Here is an 18,579-nt window from a genome sequence, read left to right as displayed (position 1 = left end):
CACAGCTTCGGTATCGTCCACTGATACAGTTTGAGCAAAAAACAGGTAAACAGTTGGCTAATGAAGTAATTCTCCGACCGTCTTCACGGCTTGTTCTAATTCATCATTTACAAGTAACGATGTATTAAGCCTCAGGTAGTTCTCATAATTTGGAGCGATAGAAAACAACTGACCAAATGCTACAGTGATGTTCGCTTCCAATAACTTCTGATAAATCGCTTTTCCGCACTTTGTTTTCGGCAGTTCTATCCAAAGAAAATAGCCGCCTTCCGGTTGCGTGTAACGAATCGATTGGGGAAAGTACTTATCAACCAGTTCAATAAACGCCAATTGCCGCTGCTCAAGATTCTTTCGCAGTTTTCTAAGATGGCTATCATAACTATCGTTTTGCAAGTAATGCGCGATACCCTGCTGGATTGGTGCACTGCCTGACAACGTCGAGATAAGTTGCAGCTTTTGAAGTTGCTCATTGAAGCGTTTGTTTACCACCCAGCCCAGCCTATAGCCAGGGCAAAGGCTTTTTGAAAATGATCCACAATGCAACACGCGCTCTTGTGTATCAAAAGCTTTAAGTGAGCTTGGCTTTTTTTCAGAAAAATAAAGCTCTGAATACACATCATCTTCGATCAAGTACACATCGTATTTGTCAGCCAGTTCGACGATACGTTGCTTCTGCCCGTCACTTAATAAAGTTCCTGTTGGATTGTGAAAGTTAGTCATTAACCAACATGCGCGAACATCATTGCCGGCAAAAGTCGCTTCAATTTGATCCACTGAATGTCCAGTTAACGGATCCACCGTTATTTCTATCGCCTTTAGACCTAAACGTTCAATCGCTTGAAGTGCGCCATAAAACGTCGGTGATTCAACTACAACAGTATCTCCAGGCTGGGTCACGGCCTGAAGGCTCAAATTCAACGCTTCTAATGCGCCAGAAGTAACGACAATATCATCATGGGTAAACACCATACCTTGTTGGATGTACCGTTGAGCAATCAAACGGCGTAGAGACTCACAGCCCGGCGGCAAGTTATCCAATAACGTCTCTGCCCCCATCTTCCTGCCTGAGCTGGCTAGGTTGCGGTTTAGCGCTTCTAATGGGAACAATGCAGGGTCTGGAAACGCGGAGCCAAACTTCACCGCATTCGGTGAGGCCTGATTTTTGAGGTAGTCGTAAAGTTCATCGTTGATGCTGGAGCGATAAACGGAAGTGGCTGGAGAACTCGGTTCGAAGCGGTCCAACTCCGCAGTAACAAAGTATCCAGACTGAGGTTTCGCTGCGACCCAACCTTGTGCTTCGAGCAGCTGATAAGCTTGTAATACCGTACCTGCGCTGACAGAATGGTTTCGGCTTGTTACACGCACTGATGGCAGCTTTTCCCCTGCTCTCCAAGTATTTTGCTGAATCTGCGTTTTGAACAGCTCAGCCAGTTGACGGTATCGGTTCATGTTTCCCTCATTTCACTTACAGCCGCACCATAGCATACTTCGCGCCAGCATTCTGATATGGGAGTATTCAATTTAGCAACGTAATTTATCAAGCTTATCAATAGATATTTCAGCCACGAAGTGAGAGTTTATATCCCATACTTTGACTGTTACACACATATTGCCTCACATCTTTGCAATATCTAAAAGCCAAGGTTTTACGTTGGACTGAGTTCGTTAAACTCACTTCGAGCTACGGTCTTTAAATCAGGAGGAAGCGATGAAAGTTTTTACAATGGACGATCTCTCGTATCGCGGAAAACATAAAGGTGTACATAGTTGGGACCATCCTGGCAGTACCACCCCTTATTATTGGCATCCTGATTGGCTGCATATCGCTGAAGATGCTTTGGGTGAACACAAAAAGGCTGACCTTGAAGTCCCTGATGGAGAAACAGCGACAGAAGAGCATGCAAAAGCGGCGATTCTCAAACACTTGAATGACGAGTAGTTTAGGCTCTATCACCGTTCAAGAATAGCATTAGGTAGGCGAATCCATCGTCGTATGCTTTAAACACAAATAAAGCTAAAACCTGCCAAATAGTAAATTCTCCTGAATGAGAAGTACGCATCTTCTATAGCGTTCAAAGGGCAAAATAAGTCGATTGTTATCACATTAATTTTCATTACATCTGTTACATTTAAATAGTAATGGTGATGCACACCTCAACTCATGGATTATGAGAGAAAACAATAATGGCGAAATACAACGAAGAAGATATTAAATACAAAGGTGAATCCAACGGCGTACATTCTTGGAGCTCTCCTTCCGGCCAACCTTATTACTGGCACCCAGATTGGCTACACGTTGCGGAAGATGCGACGGGTACGCATCCGAAGCAAAAACTTGAAGTTGAAAAGACAGAAGTACCAACCGAAAAGCACGCATTAAAAGCGATCTTAAAGCATATGAACGACTGGGCGACTGAAAAACTTTCTTCTAACCCTGACATCGAAACCAATGCGGTTGAGTCGGAAATCAATCTGAAGAAATAACCCCAACCGATATCCATACTTCTAACAGTAAACGCTCCACCTTTGGTGGGGCGTTTTTGTCTCAACAAATCCTCACTAGACAATTATAAACGCGTTAACGCAAAGCACTGAATTGAAACGATTGGGATGTGTGCAAAACTTCTCCAACCATGGCATAAATGCCCTTCAAACTCTGTGCCTACCAAACGTTTTCATGGCAAAAACTTTAGTTATGTTAGAATTCTGTTTCAAATCGCAACTTTTTTAGGTTTTCTTTTCAGTAACGGTTGTAACCAATATTGCTGAAAGGTATAAATGTTAGCACACCCCTTCGATTAACATGGATGAAGATTATGTTTGAAAAAGTAGTTGCCGCTCCGGCTGACCCTATTCTTGGCCTTACTGAAGAGTTTAAAAAAGATGCTCGCGCAGACAAAATTAACCTTGGCGTAGGTATTTACAAAAACGAGCAAGGCGAAACTCCCGTTCTTGCGACAGTAAAGAAAGCTGAAGCAGCACTTGTTGAAACTGAAAAAACCAAATCTTACCTAACCATCGAAGGCACAGCAGAGTACGGTATTGCAGTGCAAAAACTGCTTTTCGGCTCTGATGCAGAAATTGTAAACGAAAAACGCGCTAAAACAGCGCAAGCTCCGGGTGGTACTGGTGCACTACGTGTTGCCGGCGAGTTCATTAAACGTCAACTAGGCGATGTAAAGATCTGGATCAGCAATCCTACATGGGCGAACCACAACGGCGTATTTACTGCTGCTGGTATCGAAACGGCACAATACAGCTACTACAATGCTGAAACAAAAGACAAAGACTTCGACGCGATGCTAAATGATCTGCAATCTGCATCTGAAGGCGACATCGTGCTTCTACACGGCTGCTGTCACAACCCTACAGGGATCGATCCTACAGCTGAAGAATGGGAAACATTGGCGAAACTTGTCGCAGAGAAGAAGTTGCTTCCTCTGTTCGACTTCGCCTACCAAGGCTTTGCTAAAGGTGTGGAAGAAGATGCTGCAGGTCTTCGTACTTTTGCTAAATACAACAAAGAAATCCTAGTCGCGAGCTCTTTCTCGAAAAACTTTGGCCTATACAATGAACGCGTAGGTGCCTTCACGTTAGTAGCAGAGTCAGAAGAAGTCGCAACAACCGCTTTTTCTCAAGTTAAAGCCATTATTCGCTCTATCTACTCTAACCCACCTGCACACGGCAGCGCTGTCGTGACTCACATTCTTGGCAACGCCGAAATGCGTGCGGAATGGGAAGCTGAAGTAGCAGAAATGCGTGACCGTATTCAAGAAATGCGTGAACTATTTGTAGCGACACTAAAAGCAGAGGGTGTGGACGCAGACTTTAGTTTCATCGAACGTCAAAATGGTATGTTCTCTTTCTCTGGTCTTTCTAAAGAGCAAGTTAACCGCCTTAAAGAAGAGTTCGGTATTTACATTGTCGGTTCTGGCCGAATCAGTGTTGCTGGTATGACGAAGTCAAATATGGGCCCTCTGTGTAAAGGCATTGCAGCGGTTTTATAATCGACTGTCGCATACTTTATTAAAAGGAAAGGTCAGCATAAGCTGACCTTTTTTGTTTTAACTTAACGCCAAAAACGAACCCGTCCGATCTAGTAGACAAACTTCAAACTCAGCCCTACTTCATTGACGTAATCTGAGCTTTCACCGCTGTAATCAGTATCTCTAAACTGATAAAAAAGACCAGTGCCGATGACTTTATGCCATTGGTAGTTAAGACCGATCTTAAAATTGTTCTCATCAACGATATCACTACGGTTCAACTCCACTTCAGCTGTCGCAATAAGCTTTTCACTGAGCAAGTAATTCACCCCAACAGTTACAGCTTGAATCAATTCGCTATCGGAAGACAACGTATTATCCGTTTTGTCGTCCGTCGCTTTCGCTTTGATTGCGCCTATTCCATATAGCCCGTAGATATCGAATTGCTCTGTAACTCCGTAGCGGTAACCACCACCAAACAAAAGGCGGTCAATGCGAAGAGTAAAATCATCCGGATGGAAAAACTGCGCTGAGTAATCAACATTAAACAACCAGTTCTCAGTAAACAAATAGTTACCACCGAGTCCAACTGTGGTCGCATTAGAGTTATCTAACCATTCTTCGTTTGTCGTTCCGGCACCAACATCCAAATGAATGTGTTCGTACCCAAATTTTTCTGCTTGGTCCATGACCGCTGCGCTTGATATCGCCGGCAAAGCAGCTAAAGAAACAAGCAATAAATTTCTCACCATTCGACTTCCTTTCATGAGAATTATCTAAACACTGTATTCCATCGCCTGAGCTACTTGGCTCAAGAAGAATAGCGTAATCTAAAGACGTGATAACGATCTGAAACAGCCAAAGATCTAATCAGTCATCACGAAGAAAACATATCGACGACGTCTTTTTCAATTGAGGTGGCCATATAGTAGTAAAAATGAAGCTCCCTTATCGTGCGATATGTCAGAATCTTATGACTGAGCACGAAAATCGCGGTTCAGATAAGACTCTGTTTTAAAACTAAGTTAAGATTACTTTATTATTTGCGAACTAAAAGGCGCCTTCGATGGATGCAGAACTTCTCGAGATTTACAACTTTCTCGCCAAGTATCCCCCGTTCAATGAACTCCCTGAAGAAACACTAAACAAGGTGACAGAGAGTGTCGAAATCTCGTACTACCGAGAAGATACCCCCATCATCCATTTTGGAGACTATATCCAAGATTTATACGTGGTGCGAAGCGGTGTTGTTGAAGTTTATCGACGCAAAGGTGAGCTTTATAACCGCCTTGACGAAGGTGACCTATTTGGCCAGATGGGCATGCTCACCAATAACAAAGTCCGCTTTCCGGTAAAAGCCATTGAGGATACCCTGCTCTACTGTATTCCTGGTGACATTTTCCAAGAAATTTACGATAACTTTGATTCCTTTGCGGATTTTGTTGAAGTTGAAAATAGCGCTCGTTTACGCCAAGCCATTTCAGAAAACAAAGACGCCAATGACCTGACGACGTCAAAAGTGAAAACCTTGCTGACTGGCGATGCTCATACGATTGATCGTGGTCAGACAATCCAGCAAGCCGCGCAGCAAATGGCGAATGACAACGTATCGGCTTTACTTATCGTCGACCCAGATTTCGTTCGTGACGAAGACGATCCACAGTCCCCAGTACTTGGTATCATTACTGACCGTGACTTGTGTACCCGTGTGTTAGCTGAAGGTTTGTCCCCACAGGACGATGTGTCCAGTGTGATGACCACGGAGGTCATGTCTCTTGACCACAACGCTTACATCTATGAAGCAATGTTAACGATGCTGCGTTACAACGTACATCACCTACCAGTGGTAAAAAACCAATTACCAATCGGTATTATCGAAACAACCGACATTGTTCGTTATGAATCTCAGAATTCGTTGTTGTTGGTGAGTAGTATTTTCCAACAACAGACTATCGAAGATTTAGCAGTTGTTGCCGAAGAAGTGAAAAGCAGCTTCGTGCGTTTGGTCAATGAAGATGCCAACTCTCACATGGTGGGTAGCGCGATGTCGGTCATTGGCCGAAGCTTCAAACAGCGTCTGCTAGAAATGGCAGAAGAAGAGCTTGGCCCACCGCCAATTCCTTATTGTTTCCTTGCACTTGGCTCAATGGGGCGAGATGAGCAACTGTTGGTAACTGACCAAGATAACGCCATCATTCTAGATGAAACTTATCAAGAAGAGAAACATGGTAAATACTTCGAAGCCCTAGCAAAATACGTCAGCGATGGGTTAGATGCCTGTGGCTACAAATATTGCACAGGCGATATTATGGCAACCAACCCACTGTGGCGCATGACTCGTTCAGAGTGGGAAGAGTGTTTTGCTGACTGGATTGATAACCCGAACCCGAAAGCACTACTCAACGCCTCCATCTTTTTCGACTTGGATGGCGTCTATGGCCGCTTAAAATGGGCAGAACAGTTAACTAGCTTTATTGTTCGTCGCGCTCGAAAGAACAACCGCTTCTTAGCGTGTTTGGCTCGTAACGCACTAAACAGAACACCACCTCTGGGCTTCTTTAAAGACTTCGTGATGGAAAAAGATGGCAGACACAACAACTCCATCAACCTCAAACGTCGCGGTACTGCTCCTCTGGTCGACTTAATTCGCGTTCACTCTCTGGCGGTTGGTTCACGTGCACAGAACTCGTTTGAGCGTCTCGACGACATCATTGATGCTGGCATTTTGCCAAAAGGTCGAGCACAAGACTTAAAAGACGCGTTAGAGTTTATTTCCATGGTGCGTATTCGTCACCAAGCGACGGATGTGGAACTAGGCATTGATCCTGATAACAATATCGAACCAGAAAACCTCTCTGAGTTTGAACGTCGCAACCTAAAGGATGCATTCCAGATCCTAAGCAATGGTCAAAATTTCCTTAAGTTCCGCTACCAAGCGAACAAGAGCTTTAAGTGAGGTTTAGCATGATTAAAAAGCTCTTTCAGAAGCCAACCATTCAGTGGCCAACGAAGTTTGAACAAAAGCTGGAGATGGCGAAGGATGAGAATTTAATTGCGTTTTATAGCAACAAGCCGCCTGCTCCAGAAACACCGTTATCTGAGGTGGAGTTCGTGGCGTTAGATTTCGAAACGACGGGTTTGAATCCTGAAAAACATGACATCATTACTATTGGTTTGGTGCCGTTTAACCTGAAGCGAATTTTCCTACGTAACTCGCGTCATTGGAAGGTACGTCCACAGCGTGCACTCGATGAAGATTCAGTCATTATACACGGTATTACTCACAGCGAATTGATCGATGCACCTGACTTAGGCGATATCTTAAGCGAGCTGCTACCATGCTTAAGCGGGAAAATCATTGTTGTTCATTACCGTCGTATCGAGAGAGAGTTTCTGGATAAAGCGCTCAAAAGCCGTTTAGGGGAAGGTATTGAGTTTCCTGTTTTAGATACGCTGCACCTTGAAGAAACGATTCAACAGAAACGTTCAGGCTCTCTCTGGGAGCGTTTAAAAGGGAAAAAACCAGAATCGGTTCGGCTAGCGCAATCTCGACGCCGTTATGGGCTGCCAGACTATACGCCTCACCATGCATTAACCGATGCAATTGCTACCGCAGAGCTACTGCAAGCGCAAATCGCCCATCATTACAGTGAAGAGCAACCCATCAGTGAGTTCTGGCTGTAGTATACTTCACGCTTAATAGCGATCAAAAAAGGAGCCAGATGGCTCCTTTTTACTTAGGTTGAGACAAGATTACAGCTTAAAGCGTTGAATCTCTTGTTCAAGTTCGTGTGATAGCTCAGACAGGTGAGCAGCTTGTTCTGCTGCTTGATGAGCTTCGACTGACAACTCGTTAGACACGTCACGAATACCTTCAGTGTTACGAGTGATCTCAGTGGTTACCGATGCTTGCTCTTCTGCTGCTGAAGCAATCTGCGTTGCCATATCACTGATACGCTCAACAGCAGTGTGGATTTGCGTCAAGCTCGCTGCAGCCGCATTGGCATCATCAACACTGGTATCAGCTAGACGACGACTGTCACCCATAATACCGACCGCTTTAGCTGTTGTGCCTTGTAGCATCTCGATAGTTTCTTGAATCTCTTGCGTTGAAGCATGAGTACGTTGGCTCAATACGCGGACTTCATCTGCAACCACAGCAAAACCACGGCCTTGCTCACCTGCACGTGCCGCTTCGATCGCCGCGTTAAGTGCAAGTAGGTTCGTTTGCTCTGCAATGCCTTGAATCGTTGATAGAATCGTATTGATGCTATTTCCGTGTGCTTCTAGCTCTTGAATCACATCAGTAGCAACTTGAACTTCTTGCGCTAAGTTCTGAATAGAGCCTTGCGTTTGAGTTACTTGGCTAGAACCATGTGAACAAGCTTGAACCGCTTCTTCTGAGTTACTTGCCGTGCTATCAGCATTACCTGCAATTTCTTGTGTCGCTGCTGCCATTTCGTTCACAGCCGTCGCCACCATGTTGATTTCATCTTGCTGGTAAGAGATACGCTGACTACGCTCCTCAGCTTGCTGTGCTGTCGTGCGTGCTTGCTCTGAAAGCGCAGAAGATACGTGGCTAAGCTTAGTAACCATTGTGTGCATGTTGCCAACAAAACGGTTGAAGTTTTCCGCCAGTTTACCTACTTCATCATCACTGCGTGGCTCTAGGCGTTGCGTTAAGTCACCTTCGCCAGATGCAATTTCTTCCAGTGCATTTGATACGCGGTTCAAGTCACGGAACAAGAAACCAACTAGCCAAGAAACTGCAAGAATAACCACAATCGTGATCGCCACAGCAGTGAACAATAGATCTCGTAGCAATACCGCATGACCTGCTTCTTCTGTTGCGCGATCCATTTCAATCGCAAACATCCAATGCGTACCAGGAACTTTATTGAAGTAGTAAAGCTTCTCTTTTCCTTTGATTACCGTATCTTCGATACGACCTTCATCGGCGGCGCGCTCAATTGCCTCTTCTGAAAAATCTTTTAGAACACTGGTGATAGGCTTAAGCGTCAAGCTTTTATCTGGATGCGCTAAGAAGGTGCCTTCATTCATGTCGATTAGCATCGCATGCGCGTTTTCACCTGCATCTAAGTTAATCACATCGCTGATAAGCTGATCGATCAGTACGTCCGCACCAACAACACCAACAAACTGACCATTTTTCATTACTGGCTCAGCAATGGTCACAAGTAGTGCATTCGTGATTGCGTCTTGATATGCGGCTGTGATGATTTGCTTACCTGCGGCATCAGCATCCTTGTACCAAGGACGTGTGCGAGGGTCATAATCAGCACGGTTACGCTCCGGATGAGAGCGGTACATATCACCGTTTGGTGTACCAAGGAAGATGTCATCGAAGCCACCAGCCTTGCGAGCTTGTTGTAGGAAAGGAACAACGTCTTGCTCGGTCGAGTAATCGTTGAACGCAGTGGCAATATCTTTACGGATATTGACCCAATCAGAAATTCCCTCTGACGCAGTAGTACTAAGACTTTGCGCACGTGAATAGACACCTGAACGAGTCTGATCAAATAATTGACCAGCCGACAACCAAGTAAGTGCTGTTGCCATCACAACAACAGCAGAAAGGCTTGCGCCTATAAGCTTTTGTTTTAATGATAATTTCATATTTATAGTTTTTTGAGTTGGGAGAACAGTTAAGGTGCATGAATATTACACACTTTTTTACGACTATTCACTAATTTTTAAAAAACAAAATAGCACATTAACTCTTTGTAAAATATGAACTTTCATGTGTCATTTTTTTGTCTCGAGCGTCATAAAAACCGCACAAAAAAAGCCAGCAAATTGCTGGCCTTTTGATTAATTGTTAGTCAGACGGTTTTATAAAATGCCGAATTACTGACGCTCAGTTCGCATACCCATCAATAAGCTCACACACATTGCAAGCAGAATGAAGGTAAATGGCAGTGCTGTAGAAATGGCACCGGCCTGAAGAGCTTGAACCGCCTCGGAGCCACCAATCCATAGCAGAGCAACCGCAATTGCACCTTCCATGAATGCCCAGAAGACACGTTGAAGCACAGGTGCATCGACTTTACCACCTGCCGTGATACTGTCGATAACAAGTGAACCAGAGTCAGAAGACGTAATGAAGAACACAAGTACCAGCACAACAGCGATGATAGAAAGCATGCTACCAAATGGAAGAACATCAAACATTTGGAACATAGCAAGTGATACGTCAGTCAAGCCATTTGTGCCCAGCTCACCTACTTTATCAACAACTTGCTCGATCGCCAGGCCACCAAATACAGACATCCAAACAACGGTAACCGCAGTTGGAACCAGTAGAACTGCTGTGATGAACTCGCGAACGGTACGACCACGAGAAACACGCGCGATGAACATGCCTACGAATGGCGACCATGAAATCCACCAAGCCCAGTAGAACACTGTCCAGCCTTGGAACCAAGCTTCGTCCGTACGACCAAACGGGTTACTTAGTGGGATGATATTCTCTACATATGCCATAAGTGTGGTTGGAATCGAACCTAGGCTCGCCGCCCAACCGATAAGACCAACAAGGAGAAGTAGCAAGAACGCCACAACCATGTTGATGTTACTAATGACTTTAACACCACCATCGATGCCGCGTACGACTGAAACAACAGCAAGTAAAGTCACCACGGTAATAACGACGATTTGCAGACCTAGGCCTGGCTCAACACCAAATACGTGATGAATACCACTTGCTGCTTGCTGCGCACCTAGACCTAGGGATGTAGCAAGACCAAATAAAGTCGCAAGCACAGCCAGAATGTCCACAATGTGGCCAGCCCAACCCCATGCACGATCACCCAGAAGTGGGTAGAAGATCGAACGCATAGATAGCGGTAAACCTTTGTTGTAGGCAAAGAATGCTAAAGAAAGTGCTACAACACCGTAAATTGCCCATGGGTGAAGGCCCCAGTGGAACATAGTTGCACCCAGTGCCAATCTCGCGGCTTCTGGTGTATTTGCCTCAACACCAAGTGGCGTTTCATACCAACCGGTGAAGTAAGCGACAGGTTCTGCAACACTCCAGAACATTAAACCGATACCCATACCAGCTGCAAATAGCATTGCAAGCCATGACATAAACGAGTAATCGGCAACAGCGTCTTTACCACCTAGTCGAATCTTACCCATTGGTGAGACGATAAGCGCCAAACAGAAAATAACGAAAATGTTACCTGCAATAATGAACAACCAATCGAATGAACCAATAATTTTCCACTTCAGCCCATCAAGTGCCGTCTTTGCGGTATGTGCATCTAGAACTAATGCAGCGACAAGAAACAGCGCAATTAAACCTGCACTAATACCAAAAACTGGGTTATGAACATCAAAACCCCATTTTTGAACGTTGTCCTGACCTACCGTATAGTCGGTACTATCGATACTGTACTTATCTATACCCTTTGTCATCGTTCCTCTCTATTTTTGTAGTGTTTTTACGTACCAAACAAAAAAATCTTTCGAACACGATACGTTTTGCATTCCGTGAAGGCGCAAGATCCTATCATTTGACACGTTTTTGTCTATCTTTTTGCTATTAAAAAATCCAATAACTTACTTTTCACTGTGTGGTTTCGGCCTTTGATAGAACAAATCACTACCACAATAGTTAGACCACAAACATTTATTGCTATAATAATTTTAGCTCTTCTTATTTTGTCGAAAAGGCGCGACAAAATGGTATTGAGGACACGGCGTAAAATTGTAGAGGTAATTTTTGATTTCCCCCCTTTAAATAAGGGCGCATTTAAGTTAGTGTCGCCTCGATAAATGTTCCCTACAGACTGGATGAATAAATTGGAAAAGTACGAAGAAGTATTGGTCTCGATTCGTCAGATCATCCGCGCTATTGATTTACATTCTAAAAAGCTGAGCAAAGAGTCTGGATTGACTGCTCCACAGTTGATTTTGATGCGCGCTATCAATGACTTAGATAACGTGACGATTAAACAGTTGTCTAGCCACACTAACATGAGCCAAGCGACCGCAACGACCATTCTAGATAGACTAGAACGAGGCCAGTTTGTTGAGCGTCAGCGCAGTGTTCAAGACAAGCGTAAAGTGCATGCTGTACTTACGAGCAAGGGCCAAGAAGCCTTAAAACAAGCACCAACGCCGCTGCAAGAGCACTTCATTAATCGATTCCAAAAATTGGAAGAATGGGAGCAATCCCTTCTACTATCTTCCGTTCAACGCATCTCGACGATGATGAATGCAGAGGACATCGATGTTGCTCCAATGCTAGAGCTTGGTAGCATTACCAAAGCCGATTAGTTTCGCTCCCACGTGCTCGCTTTTTGCGGGCACTACTCTCCTACTCAGTCAACCCAGTTTCAAACGCATATTTTGCTAACTCTGCCGTCGAATGTAAGTCCAACTTGTGCTTAATGTTATGGCGATGCGTCTCTACCGTTCGATAACTAATATTGAGTAAAGTGGCGATTTTCTTGCTGCTGTTTCCTTGAGCAACTAATTTAAGTACCGCTTCTTCCCTGCGGCTGAGAGGATTCGTTTTTTGCGTGGCAGGCACCACTTCTTGGGTAAAGAGTGTTTGTGTGACGGATTCACAGAAATACGTCGAACCTTGGTTCACCGTTTTTATTGCTTGCACCATTTTCTCGGCCGAGATTTCCTTGAGCATATATCCTACGGCACCAGCTTGCATGACCTTCATGATGTACTCGCGATTATCGTGCATGGTCAACATAAGTATTTTGCTCTCTGGGCGCGCTTCTTTAATTACACCAGTCGCTTCAATACCGTTCATTATAGGCATGCTGATATCCATCAATATGACGTCCGGTTGCAAGTGCTTTGCGACCTCTATCGCTTCCAAACCATTACTTGCTGTACCCACCACTTCGATGTCAGGCTCTAACTCCAAACGAGCCATGAAGCCATCCAATACCACTTGATGATCATCGACAATCACTACACTAATCGGTTTATCCATAAACTATTTCATCCAAATTAAGCAGCACAGTAATCTCTGTTCCCAAGCCAAGCTCACTCATTAGCTCAAATTCACCACCGATGAACTCTACACGCTCTTGCATGTTCCTTAACCCAATCCCTTGTTGGTGCACTGCTTGGTTAACCACAAATCCAACGCCATCATCACGTATGAGTAATTGCAGCATATTGCCCATTTTTTGCAAAGTAACCGTTACTTTTTTCGCTCGCGCATGTTTTTCAATGTTATTCAAAGACTCCTGAGCGACGCGATATAGCGTCGTTGCGACTTCCGAAGTCAGTTTGTGCTGCTGAGTATCGAAATTGCTCTCGATATCAATCCCGGAATGGGAATGAAAATCCTGTAGCAAGGTCGTCAGTGCTGCTTCTAAACCGATATCATCGAGGGCGCTTGGACGGAGCTGATGAGAAATATGCCGCACCTCATTTATCGCGGTGACGAGCGATCGTTGTGATTTATCTAAGTGGGATTTGAGTTTTTCGTCTTCCAGTCTATGACTCATTAAGTCTAAATGACATTTACTGGAGACTAACAACTGATTGATTCCATCGTGCAGTTCTCGCGCTAAATGCTTTTTCTCATCTTCTTGGAACATCACGGTTTTATGTGCCAATTCTTTCAGGTTCTTATCAGCGAGGCGATGCTCATGCAGATTGATCGCCAGAGTGAGAACAATGATTACAGCAACGGTCACCGCTAAGATCACGACGACTGAGAAAAATGTCGTTTCGATATTTTTGTTCACCGCCGCGCGCATATTGGCGACTTCTCGGCTTACATCCTCAATATACAGCCCAGTCCCTATCATCCATTCCCACTTATCGAGCCATGCAGCGTAACTAAGCTTAGGGACAACTTCACCCGTAGATGGCTTTTGCCACAGGTACTGATGAAATCCACCACCGGATTGCGCTTGATACAATAGAGCTTCGATTAAGCGATCGCCATTTTCGTCTTCAAGATAGAGTAAGTTTTCCCCGACAAGCTCCGGAAGAACTGGGTGTACAAGGTTGGTACCATATTTATCATAAGCAAAAAAATAGCCGTCCGACCCATAACTCAAACGATTTAAAATCGCTTTCACACGCGTTTTGGCAACACTCTCTTCTAAAGTCGGATCGTTGTAGATGTAAGAAATGGAGTCAAAAGCGACGTCGACCGTATCTTTCAGCGCCGCTTCTTTTGATTGGATCAGGTTTTGATGAAAGATCTCTACCTCCCTTTTGCCAAGGGTCTTGGTTTGATAGATAGAGATCCAGCTGATACTCGCTGACACCAATACCACGGGTATCAGTGTCAGCAGAATTAACTTTGCTTTGAGAGGCATCCCTTCCCTCCATGAAACGCTGCCTTTACAGCTTACTATCTTAGCAGTACAAACGAATCGATTGTGTCTGCATAGACATAATTAACAGCTTAACAACTTGTCTCAAAAGGTAAAAACTCTCAGTTCACAAAATCTCTTTATTATCGAGTGATTAACTCATACCGTAAAAACCTGGGAAAAACAGCAAAGACGCCAACACAACAATCTGAATCGCGATGAACGGCATCACACCTTTGTAGATATCACGCGTAGTAACCCCTGCTGGAGCGACACCTTTTAGATAGAACAAACTAAAGCCAAATGGCGGTGTGAGGAACGACGTCTGCAAGTTCATCGCAATAAGAATCGCAAACCACGTCATATTAATGCCCATCAATTCAGCGACTGGCGCAATAATTGGCACGATGATAAAACAGATTTCAACGAAGTCGATAAAGAAACCTAAAATCAGAATCACCACCATGGTAATAATAAGGAATCCCCACTTTTCACCCGGCAGTTCTAACATCCACTCTTCAACTAAATAATCACCACCGGTGTAGGTAAATGCCATTGAGAAGGCGGTCGCACCAAGTAAGATCGCAAAGACCATTGCGGTTACCTTAACTGTCTCTTTTGATGCATCATAAATCATCGACCAACTAAACTGTTTATACAATAGCGATAAAATTATCGCACCTGCACCGCCCAGTGCCGCTGACTCTGTTGGTGTTGCAATCCCTGCAAAGATGGAGCCCAATACCACGATGATCAATGCTAAAGGTGGCAATACAGCTTTCAGTGCGGTGAGCACTTCTTGTTTACGACTGATCGACTCATCACGCTCTATCGCCTGTGCGGCTTGAGGGTTCAACTTCGCGTAGATGAGAATGTAGATCACATAGGCGCCAACAAGTGTAATACCGGGCCAGATCGCAGCTTGAAATAGGTCCCCTACCGGTACGCCAAGTACATCACCCAACAAGATCAACACGATAGAAGGTGGGATAATTTGGCCCAACGTGCCAGACGCACAAATAGTCCCACACGCTAAACCTTTGTCGTAATTGTACTTGAGCATCACAGGAAGAGATATTAAGCCCATCGCAACAACTGATGCGCCTACCACACCCGTTGAAGCTGCAAGCAATGCGCCAACTAACACGGTAGAAATAGCGATACCACCGCGAACGCCACCGAACAAACGCCCCATTGATTCTAGTAGCTGTTCAGCAAGCTTCGTTTTCTGTAGCACTAGCCCCATAAAAACGAACAGCGGTACGGCCATTAGCACCGTATTTTCCATAATGGACTGAATTCGATATGGCATAAAAGCAAACATCTCGATGCCTTCAGCCCAAACACCAAAAATCAGCGCGATACCACCAAAAGTAAAGGCAACGGGAAATCCCAATAGAAGCGCAAAGAGCGCAACAAAAAACATCACTATACCGATCATAATGACTTCCTTTTACGACTTACCGTTATTACCGGCATAGATGAGATGAGGGTTGACAATTTTGTTGATTGAATGAAGTAACAATCCAATACCACTCACCGCCATAAAGAAAAATGACAGCGGAATCATCGCTTTGATAATCCAACGATATGGTAAGCCACCTGGGTCACCAGACGTCTCGCCTAACGCGTAACTTTCCTTGGCGAAATCAATACCAAACCAAGCTACCAGTAGGCAAAAAGGGAATAAGAAAAATAGTGTGCCTATGATGTCGATGATGGATTGTGCTTTGTAAGATAAGCGTTCATAAAAAATGTCGACGCGAACATGGCCACCGGACTTAATTGCGTAAGGCACACCAAGCAAGAACACGGCAGAGAATAGATGCCATTCCATTTCTTGGAATGCGATAGACACATCATTAAACACGTAACGCATGACAACGTCGTACACAACGTTTGCTAACAACAAAATAAACAGGATGCTGGATAACCATCCGAGAAAATCGCTAAAGCGGTTAAATAATCGCTCAATATAAATAAGACTTCTCATTCCGAACTCCGTGGAACGTTTAGATGCGCTCCGCTATGGTGCGGAGCATTCATTATGAAGTTTTCTTGGGCTTCGATAGCAGGCTAAACCTCTCAGCGTCGCCTGCTTCATAACGTTATTGTTGAGCTTGACTGTTTAAGTACGCTCGGTGCGAAATATCTGACCATGGTCGAACTTGATTCATATAGTTCGCTTGCGACTCTTGAATCTCTTTCGCCAAAGCATCTTTTTCTGCATGTTCTTTCAACAAACGATCGTTTGCTTCTCGCAACGCAGCTACGACTTCAGGTGGGAAATCTTTTACTTCAACATTTGGGTATTCAGACTTAATAGATGCCCAGTTTTTGCCGCTTTCGTGTTTCGATTGCGTGTACATATCGTAAGCGGCCGTTTTCATGGCTACTTGCAAAATCGCTTTTAGATCATCAGGTAGACGGTTCCAGGTGCGCTTGTTAACGAGGAACTGAAGCTCAGTCGCTGGCTCATGCCAACCTGTGTAGTAGTAAGGCGCGATTTTGTGGAAGCCCATACGTAGATCCAGCGATGGACCAACCCATTCCAGGGCATCAATTGTGCGACGCTCTAGAGAGGTATATAGCTCACCAGGGGCGATATTCGTTGGCTTGGCACCTAATTCAGCCAAAATCTCACCAGCAAACCCTGGGATCCGCATTTTCAAACCCTGTAAGTCCTCGACGGACTTGATCTCTTTTTGGAACCACCCGCCCATCTGAGTATCGGTATTACCGCCAGGGAAAGACATCAAGTTATGTGGAGAGTACACTTTTTCCATCAGCTCCATACCACCGCCGTAGTAAAACCATGCATACTGCTCAGTTGGCAACATACCGAAGGGCATAGAAGTGAAGTAAAGTGTGTTTGGAACCTTACCCTTCCAGTAATAAGACGCTGAGTGACCCATGTCATACTGACCCGACTTAACCATATCAAACACCCCAAAAGGCGCTTTATGCTTGTTTGCGGAATCAATGCGGATTTGCAAACGTCCGTTGGACATCTCTTCCGCCATTTTGGCCATGTTTTTTGTGGTATCACCAAAAATTGGGAAATTAGGCCCCCAAGTTTCAGCAAGCTTTAAACGATAGACTTTTTCAGCAGCGTTTACAGAAGTCGCCGCGAGTGCCATCGCGGCAGCGACAGCGGTTGTTTTGAGCACTCGTTTTAAAGATTTTTGGATTAGACTCATCGTTCACGTCCTTTATCACCAAGGTTATTGTTGTCATCCATTTCATTAGGATTGGCTGTATTCGGTATAAAAGATGTAACAATGTTTTCTAATGCGAAATGGGCATGAACACGGAAGCGAGTGATTCATCAATAAGGCATTAGCCTAAGGTATTACGTACAAGTACGTAGGACAACCGTCATGAAAAAAGACTGTTAATAGCAAAATCAATAAATTATATTTTTATCTATGAATAAAAATAAAAGACAATACGTACGTATTTTTCTGCCAAAAAATTTACATAGTATTTAAGAAAATGTGACAAACCACTTATTGGCAGTGTTAAAGTGAGTACTTAATGCATTATTTCCAATACCAAGATAAAAAAATACCTCGGCATCGGCCGAGGTATTCAATCTAGAACGGTAGCGGTAATTAAACTGCTTTGTAGATAACTTTGTTACCTGCTAACTGCTCTTTTTGAACTAGGTTTTCTTCAAGAAGCTTCTTTAGTGCGCCAGTAGCCCATGATGCCGCTTTAGTATCTTCTTGACCTGCAGCTAGACCGATGCCTTTAGGGTTAATACCTTCAGCATTCGCCATAACGATGTCTAATACTTGTTGTTGCTTAGGAGTAAGGGCAACATCAACTGTTTTCACTGCAGCTACTTTTTTATCAGCTACTACTTTCTCCGCAACAGCTTTTTCAGCAACAGAAGGTGCTACTGCTTTTTCCGCAACAGGCTTCACTGCTTTAGGTGCTGCAGCTAAGTTTGCTACTGTCGCTTTAATGCGTTTTTGCAGTTTCATCTGCACTTTACGCTTATGAGCAAGTCTCATTGAATATTTCTCCAGTTCACTGCATCTCAGCAGGGATGAAAATTTGAAGCGCGTTTTATACCAAAATTCACAAGCAATTTGTAGGTTTTAGCGGCGAAACGCGATGAAAAATGCGCTCAAAGCATAGAACGTCTACTATTTAATCAGATATTTTATGAACGGATTTATTGAATACTGGGTATAAAAACAGAGGTTTGTTTTATTTTAAATGCAAGTCAATGCACATAAAGCTGCCCACTCATTTTT

At 44.2% G+C, this 18,579-nt stretch carries 16 protein-coding genes; 6 read left to right on the top strand and 10 right to left on the bottom strand.

Going from position 1 to position 18,579, the window contains the following annotated elements; translation table 11 throughout:
* Positions 1–57 precede the first annotated feature (57 nt).
* Positions 58–1,449: a PLP-dependent aminotransferase family protein gene (locus R7O03_RS17675; RefSeq protein ID WP_062730527.1), complete on the bottom strand. Its 1,392-nt coding sequence runs from the start codon at positions 1,447–1,449 to the stop codon at positions 58–60.
* 259 nt (positions 1,450–1,708) lie between these two features.
* Between R7O03_RS17675 and R7O03_RS17670 the strand changes: the two genes are divergently transcribed.
* From R7O03_RS17670 to R7O03_RS17660, 3 genes are all read left to right on the top strand, one after another.
* Positions 1,709–1,939, top strand: a complete 231-nt coding sequence (locus R7O03_RS17670) for a hypothetical protein (RefSeq protein ID WP_017636104.1) — start codon at positions 1,709–1,711, stop codon at positions 1,937–1,939.
* A gap of 245 nt (positions 1,940–2,184) precedes the next feature.
* Positions 2,185–2,484, top strand: coding sequence for a hypothetical protein (locus R7O03_RS17665; RefSeq protein ID WP_005376885.1), 300 nt, complete (start codon positions 2,185–2,187; stop codon positions 2,482–2,484).
* Between the two features lie 332 nt (positions 2,485–2,816).
* Positions 2,817–4,007, top strand: coding sequence for an amino acid aminotransferase (locus R7O03_RS17660; RefSeq protein WP_017636105.1), 1,191 nt, complete (start codon positions 2,817–2,819; stop codon positions 4,005–4,007).
* An 89-nt stretch (positions 4,008–4,096) separates the two neighbouring features.
* Here R7O03_RS17660 and R7O03_RS17655 read toward each other — a convergent pair whose 3' ends face one another.
* Entirely contained in the window at positions 4,097–4,738 is a 642-nt protein-coding gene (locus R7O03_RS17655; RefSeq protein ID WP_017820457.1) for an outer membrane beta-barrel protein, read from the bottom strand.
* A 314-nt stretch (positions 4,739–5,052) separates the two neighbouring features.
* On the opposite strand from R7O03_RS17655, the gene R7O03_RS17650 reads away from it, so the two are divergent.
* Together R7O03_RS17650 and R7O03_RS17645 are read left to right on the top strand one after the other, a co-directional pair.
* Complete coding sequence (locus R7O03_RS17650) at positions 5,053–6,942, top strand: DUF294 nucleotidyltransferase-like domain-containing protein (RefSeq protein WP_017636107.1); 1,890 nt, start codon at positions 5,053–5,055, stop codon at positions 6,940–6,942.
* An 8-nt stretch (positions 6,943–6,950) separates the two neighbouring features.
* Positions 6,951–7,670 carry a 3'-5' exonuclease gene (locus R7O03_RS17645; protein WP_005376881.1) on the top strand — a complete coding sequence of 240 codons (720 nt, stop codon included), beginning with the start codon at positions 6,951–6,953 and terminating at the stop codon, positions 7,668–7,670.
* A gap of 69 nt (positions 7,671–7,739) precedes the next feature.
* Here R7O03_RS17645 and R7O03_RS17640 read toward each other — a convergent pair whose 3' ends face one another.
* Positions 7,740–9,623 (bottom strand): methyl-accepting chemotaxis protein, encoded by a 1,884-nt coding sequence (locus R7O03_RS17640; protein ID WP_005376880.1) that lies wholly within the window; start codon positions 9,621–9,623, stop codon positions 7,740–7,742.
* Between the two features lie 231 nt (positions 9,624–9,854).
* Positions 9,855–11,426 carry a BCCT family transporter gene (locus R7O03_RS17635; RefSeq protein WP_005376879.1) on the bottom strand — a complete coding sequence of 524 codons (1,572 nt, stop codon included), beginning with the start codon at positions 11,424–11,426 and terminating at the stop codon, positions 9,855–9,857.
* A 387-nt stretch (positions 11,427–11,813) separates the two neighbouring features.
* Here R7O03_RS17635 and R7O03_RS17630 point away from each other — a divergent pair, with 387 nt between their 5' ends.
* On the top strand, positions 11,814–12,290 hold the full coding sequence (locus R7O03_RS17630) for a MarR family winged helix-turn-helix transcriptional regulator (RefSeq protein ID WP_005376877.1): 477 nt from the start codon (positions 11,814–11,816) through the stop codon (positions 12,288–12,290).
* Positions 12,291–12,330: 40 nt separating this feature from the next.
* Here R7O03_RS17630 and R7O03_RS17625 read toward each other — a convergent pair whose 3' ends face one another.
* From R7O03_RS17625 to R7O03_RS17600, 6 genes are all read right to left on the bottom strand, one after another.
* On the bottom strand, positions 12,331–12,969 hold the full coding sequence (locus tag R7O03_RS17625) for a response regulator (RefSeq protein ID WP_005376875.1): 639 nt from the start codon (positions 12,967–12,969) through the stop codon (positions 12,331–12,333).
* Positions 12,962–14,317, bottom strand: a complete 1,356-nt coding sequence (locus R7O03_RS17620) for a cache domain-containing protein (protein ID WP_005386831.1) — start codon at positions 14,315–14,317, stop codon at positions 12,962–12,964. Before R7O03_RS17620 ends, R7O03_RS17625 begins: the two co-directional genes overlap by 8 nt.
* A 151-nt stretch (positions 14,318–14,468) precedes the next feature.
* On the bottom strand, positions 14,469–15,755 hold the full coding sequence (locus tag R7O03_RS17615) for a TRAP transporter large permease (RefSeq protein WP_005376871.1): 1,287 nt from the start codon (positions 15,753–15,755) through the stop codon (positions 14,469–14,471).
* 12 nt (positions 15,756–15,767) lie between these two features.
* Positions 15,768–16,307, bottom strand: a complete 540-nt coding sequence (locus R7O03_RS17610) for a TRAP transporter small permease subunit (RefSeq protein WP_005376869.1) — start codon at positions 16,305–16,307, stop codon at positions 15,768–15,770.
* 115 nt (positions 16,308–16,422) lie between these two features.
* A complete protein-coding gene (locus R7O03_RS17605) occupies positions 16,423–17,514 on the bottom strand; it encodes a TRAP transporter substrate-binding protein (protein ID WP_017636112.1) in 1,092 nt (363 codons plus the stop codon).
* 414 nt (positions 17,515–17,928) lie between these two features.
* Positions 17,929–18,333 carry a hypothetical protein gene (locus R7O03_RS17600; protein WP_005376863.1) on the bottom strand — a complete coding sequence of 135 codons (405 nt, stop codon included), beginning with the start codon at positions 18,331–18,333 and terminating at the stop codon, positions 17,929–17,931.
* Positions 18,334–18,579 lie beyond the last annotated feature (246 nt).

This window comes from Vibrio sp. Vb2960, assembly GCF_033337665.1.
Lineage (GTDB): Bacteria > Pseudomonadota > Gammaproteobacteria > Enterobacterales > Vibrionaceae > Vibrio > Vibrio alginolyticus.
This window is presented reverse-complemented; position numbering and strand designations above follow the sequence as displayed.

Excerpts from the sequence above, each read along its gene's own strand:
- R7O03_RS17655 (WP_017820457.1), bottom strand. The coding sequence starts at position 4,738 with ATGGTGAGAAATTTATTGCTTGTTTCTTTAGCTGCTTTGCCGGCGATA.
- R7O03_RS17670 (WP_017636104.1), top strand. The coding sequence starts at position 1,709 with ATGAAAGTTTTTACAATGGACGATCTCTCGTATCGCGGAAAACATAAA.
- R7O03_RS17600 (WP_005376863.1), bottom strand. The coding sequence starts at position 18,333 with ATGAGACTTGCTCATAAGCGTAAAGTGCAGATGAAACTGCAAAAACGC.
- R7O03_RS17610 (WP_005376869.1), bottom strand. The coding sequence starts at position 16,307 with ATGAGAAGTCTTATTTATATTGAGCGATTATTTAACCGCTTTAGCGAT.
- R7O03_RS17675 (WP_062730527.1), bottom strand. The coding sequence starts at position 1,449 with ATGAACCGATACCGTCAACTGGCTGAGCTGTTCAAAACGCAGATTCAG.
- R7O03_RS17650 (WP_017636107.1), top strand. The coding sequence starts at position 5,053 with ATGGATGCAGAACTTCTCGAGATTTACAACTTTCTCGCCAAGTATCCC.
- R7O03_RS17625 (WP_005376875.1), bottom strand. The coding sequence starts at position 12,969 with ATGGATAAACCGATTAGTGTAGTGATTGTCGATGATCATCAAGTGGTA.
- R7O03_RS17660 (WP_017636105.1), top strand. The coding sequence starts at position 2,817 with ATGTTTGAAAAAGTAGTTGCCGCTCCGGCTGACCCTATTCTTGGCCTT.
- R7O03_RS17615 (WP_005376871.1), bottom strand. The coding sequence starts at position 15,755 with ATGATCGGTATAGTGATGTTTTTTGTTGCGCTCTTTGCGCTTCTATTG.
- R7O03_RS17640 (WP_005376880.1), bottom strand. The coding sequence starts at position 9,623 with ATGAAATTATCATTAAAACAAAAGCTTATAGGCGCAAGCCTTTCTGCT.
- R7O03_RS17605 (WP_017636112.1), bottom strand. The coding sequence starts at position 17,514 with ATGAGTCTAATCCAAAAATCTTTAAAACGAGTGCTCAAAACAACCGCT.
- R7O03_RS17620 (WP_005386831.1), bottom strand. The coding sequence starts at position 14,317 with ATGCCTCTCAAAGCAAAGTTAATTCTGCTGACACTGATACCCGTGGTA.
- R7O03_RS17665 (WP_005376885.1), top strand. The coding sequence starts at position 2,185 with ATGGCGAAATACAACGAAGAAGATATTAAATACAAAGGTGAATCCAAC.
- R7O03_RS17635 (WP_005376879.1), bottom strand. The coding sequence starts at position 11,426 with ATGACAAAGGGTATAGATAAGTACAGTATCGATAGTACCGACTATACG.
- R7O03_RS17645 (WP_005376881.1), top strand. The coding sequence starts at position 6,951 with ATGATTAAAAAGCTCTTTCAGAAGCCAACCATTCAGTGGCCAACGAAG.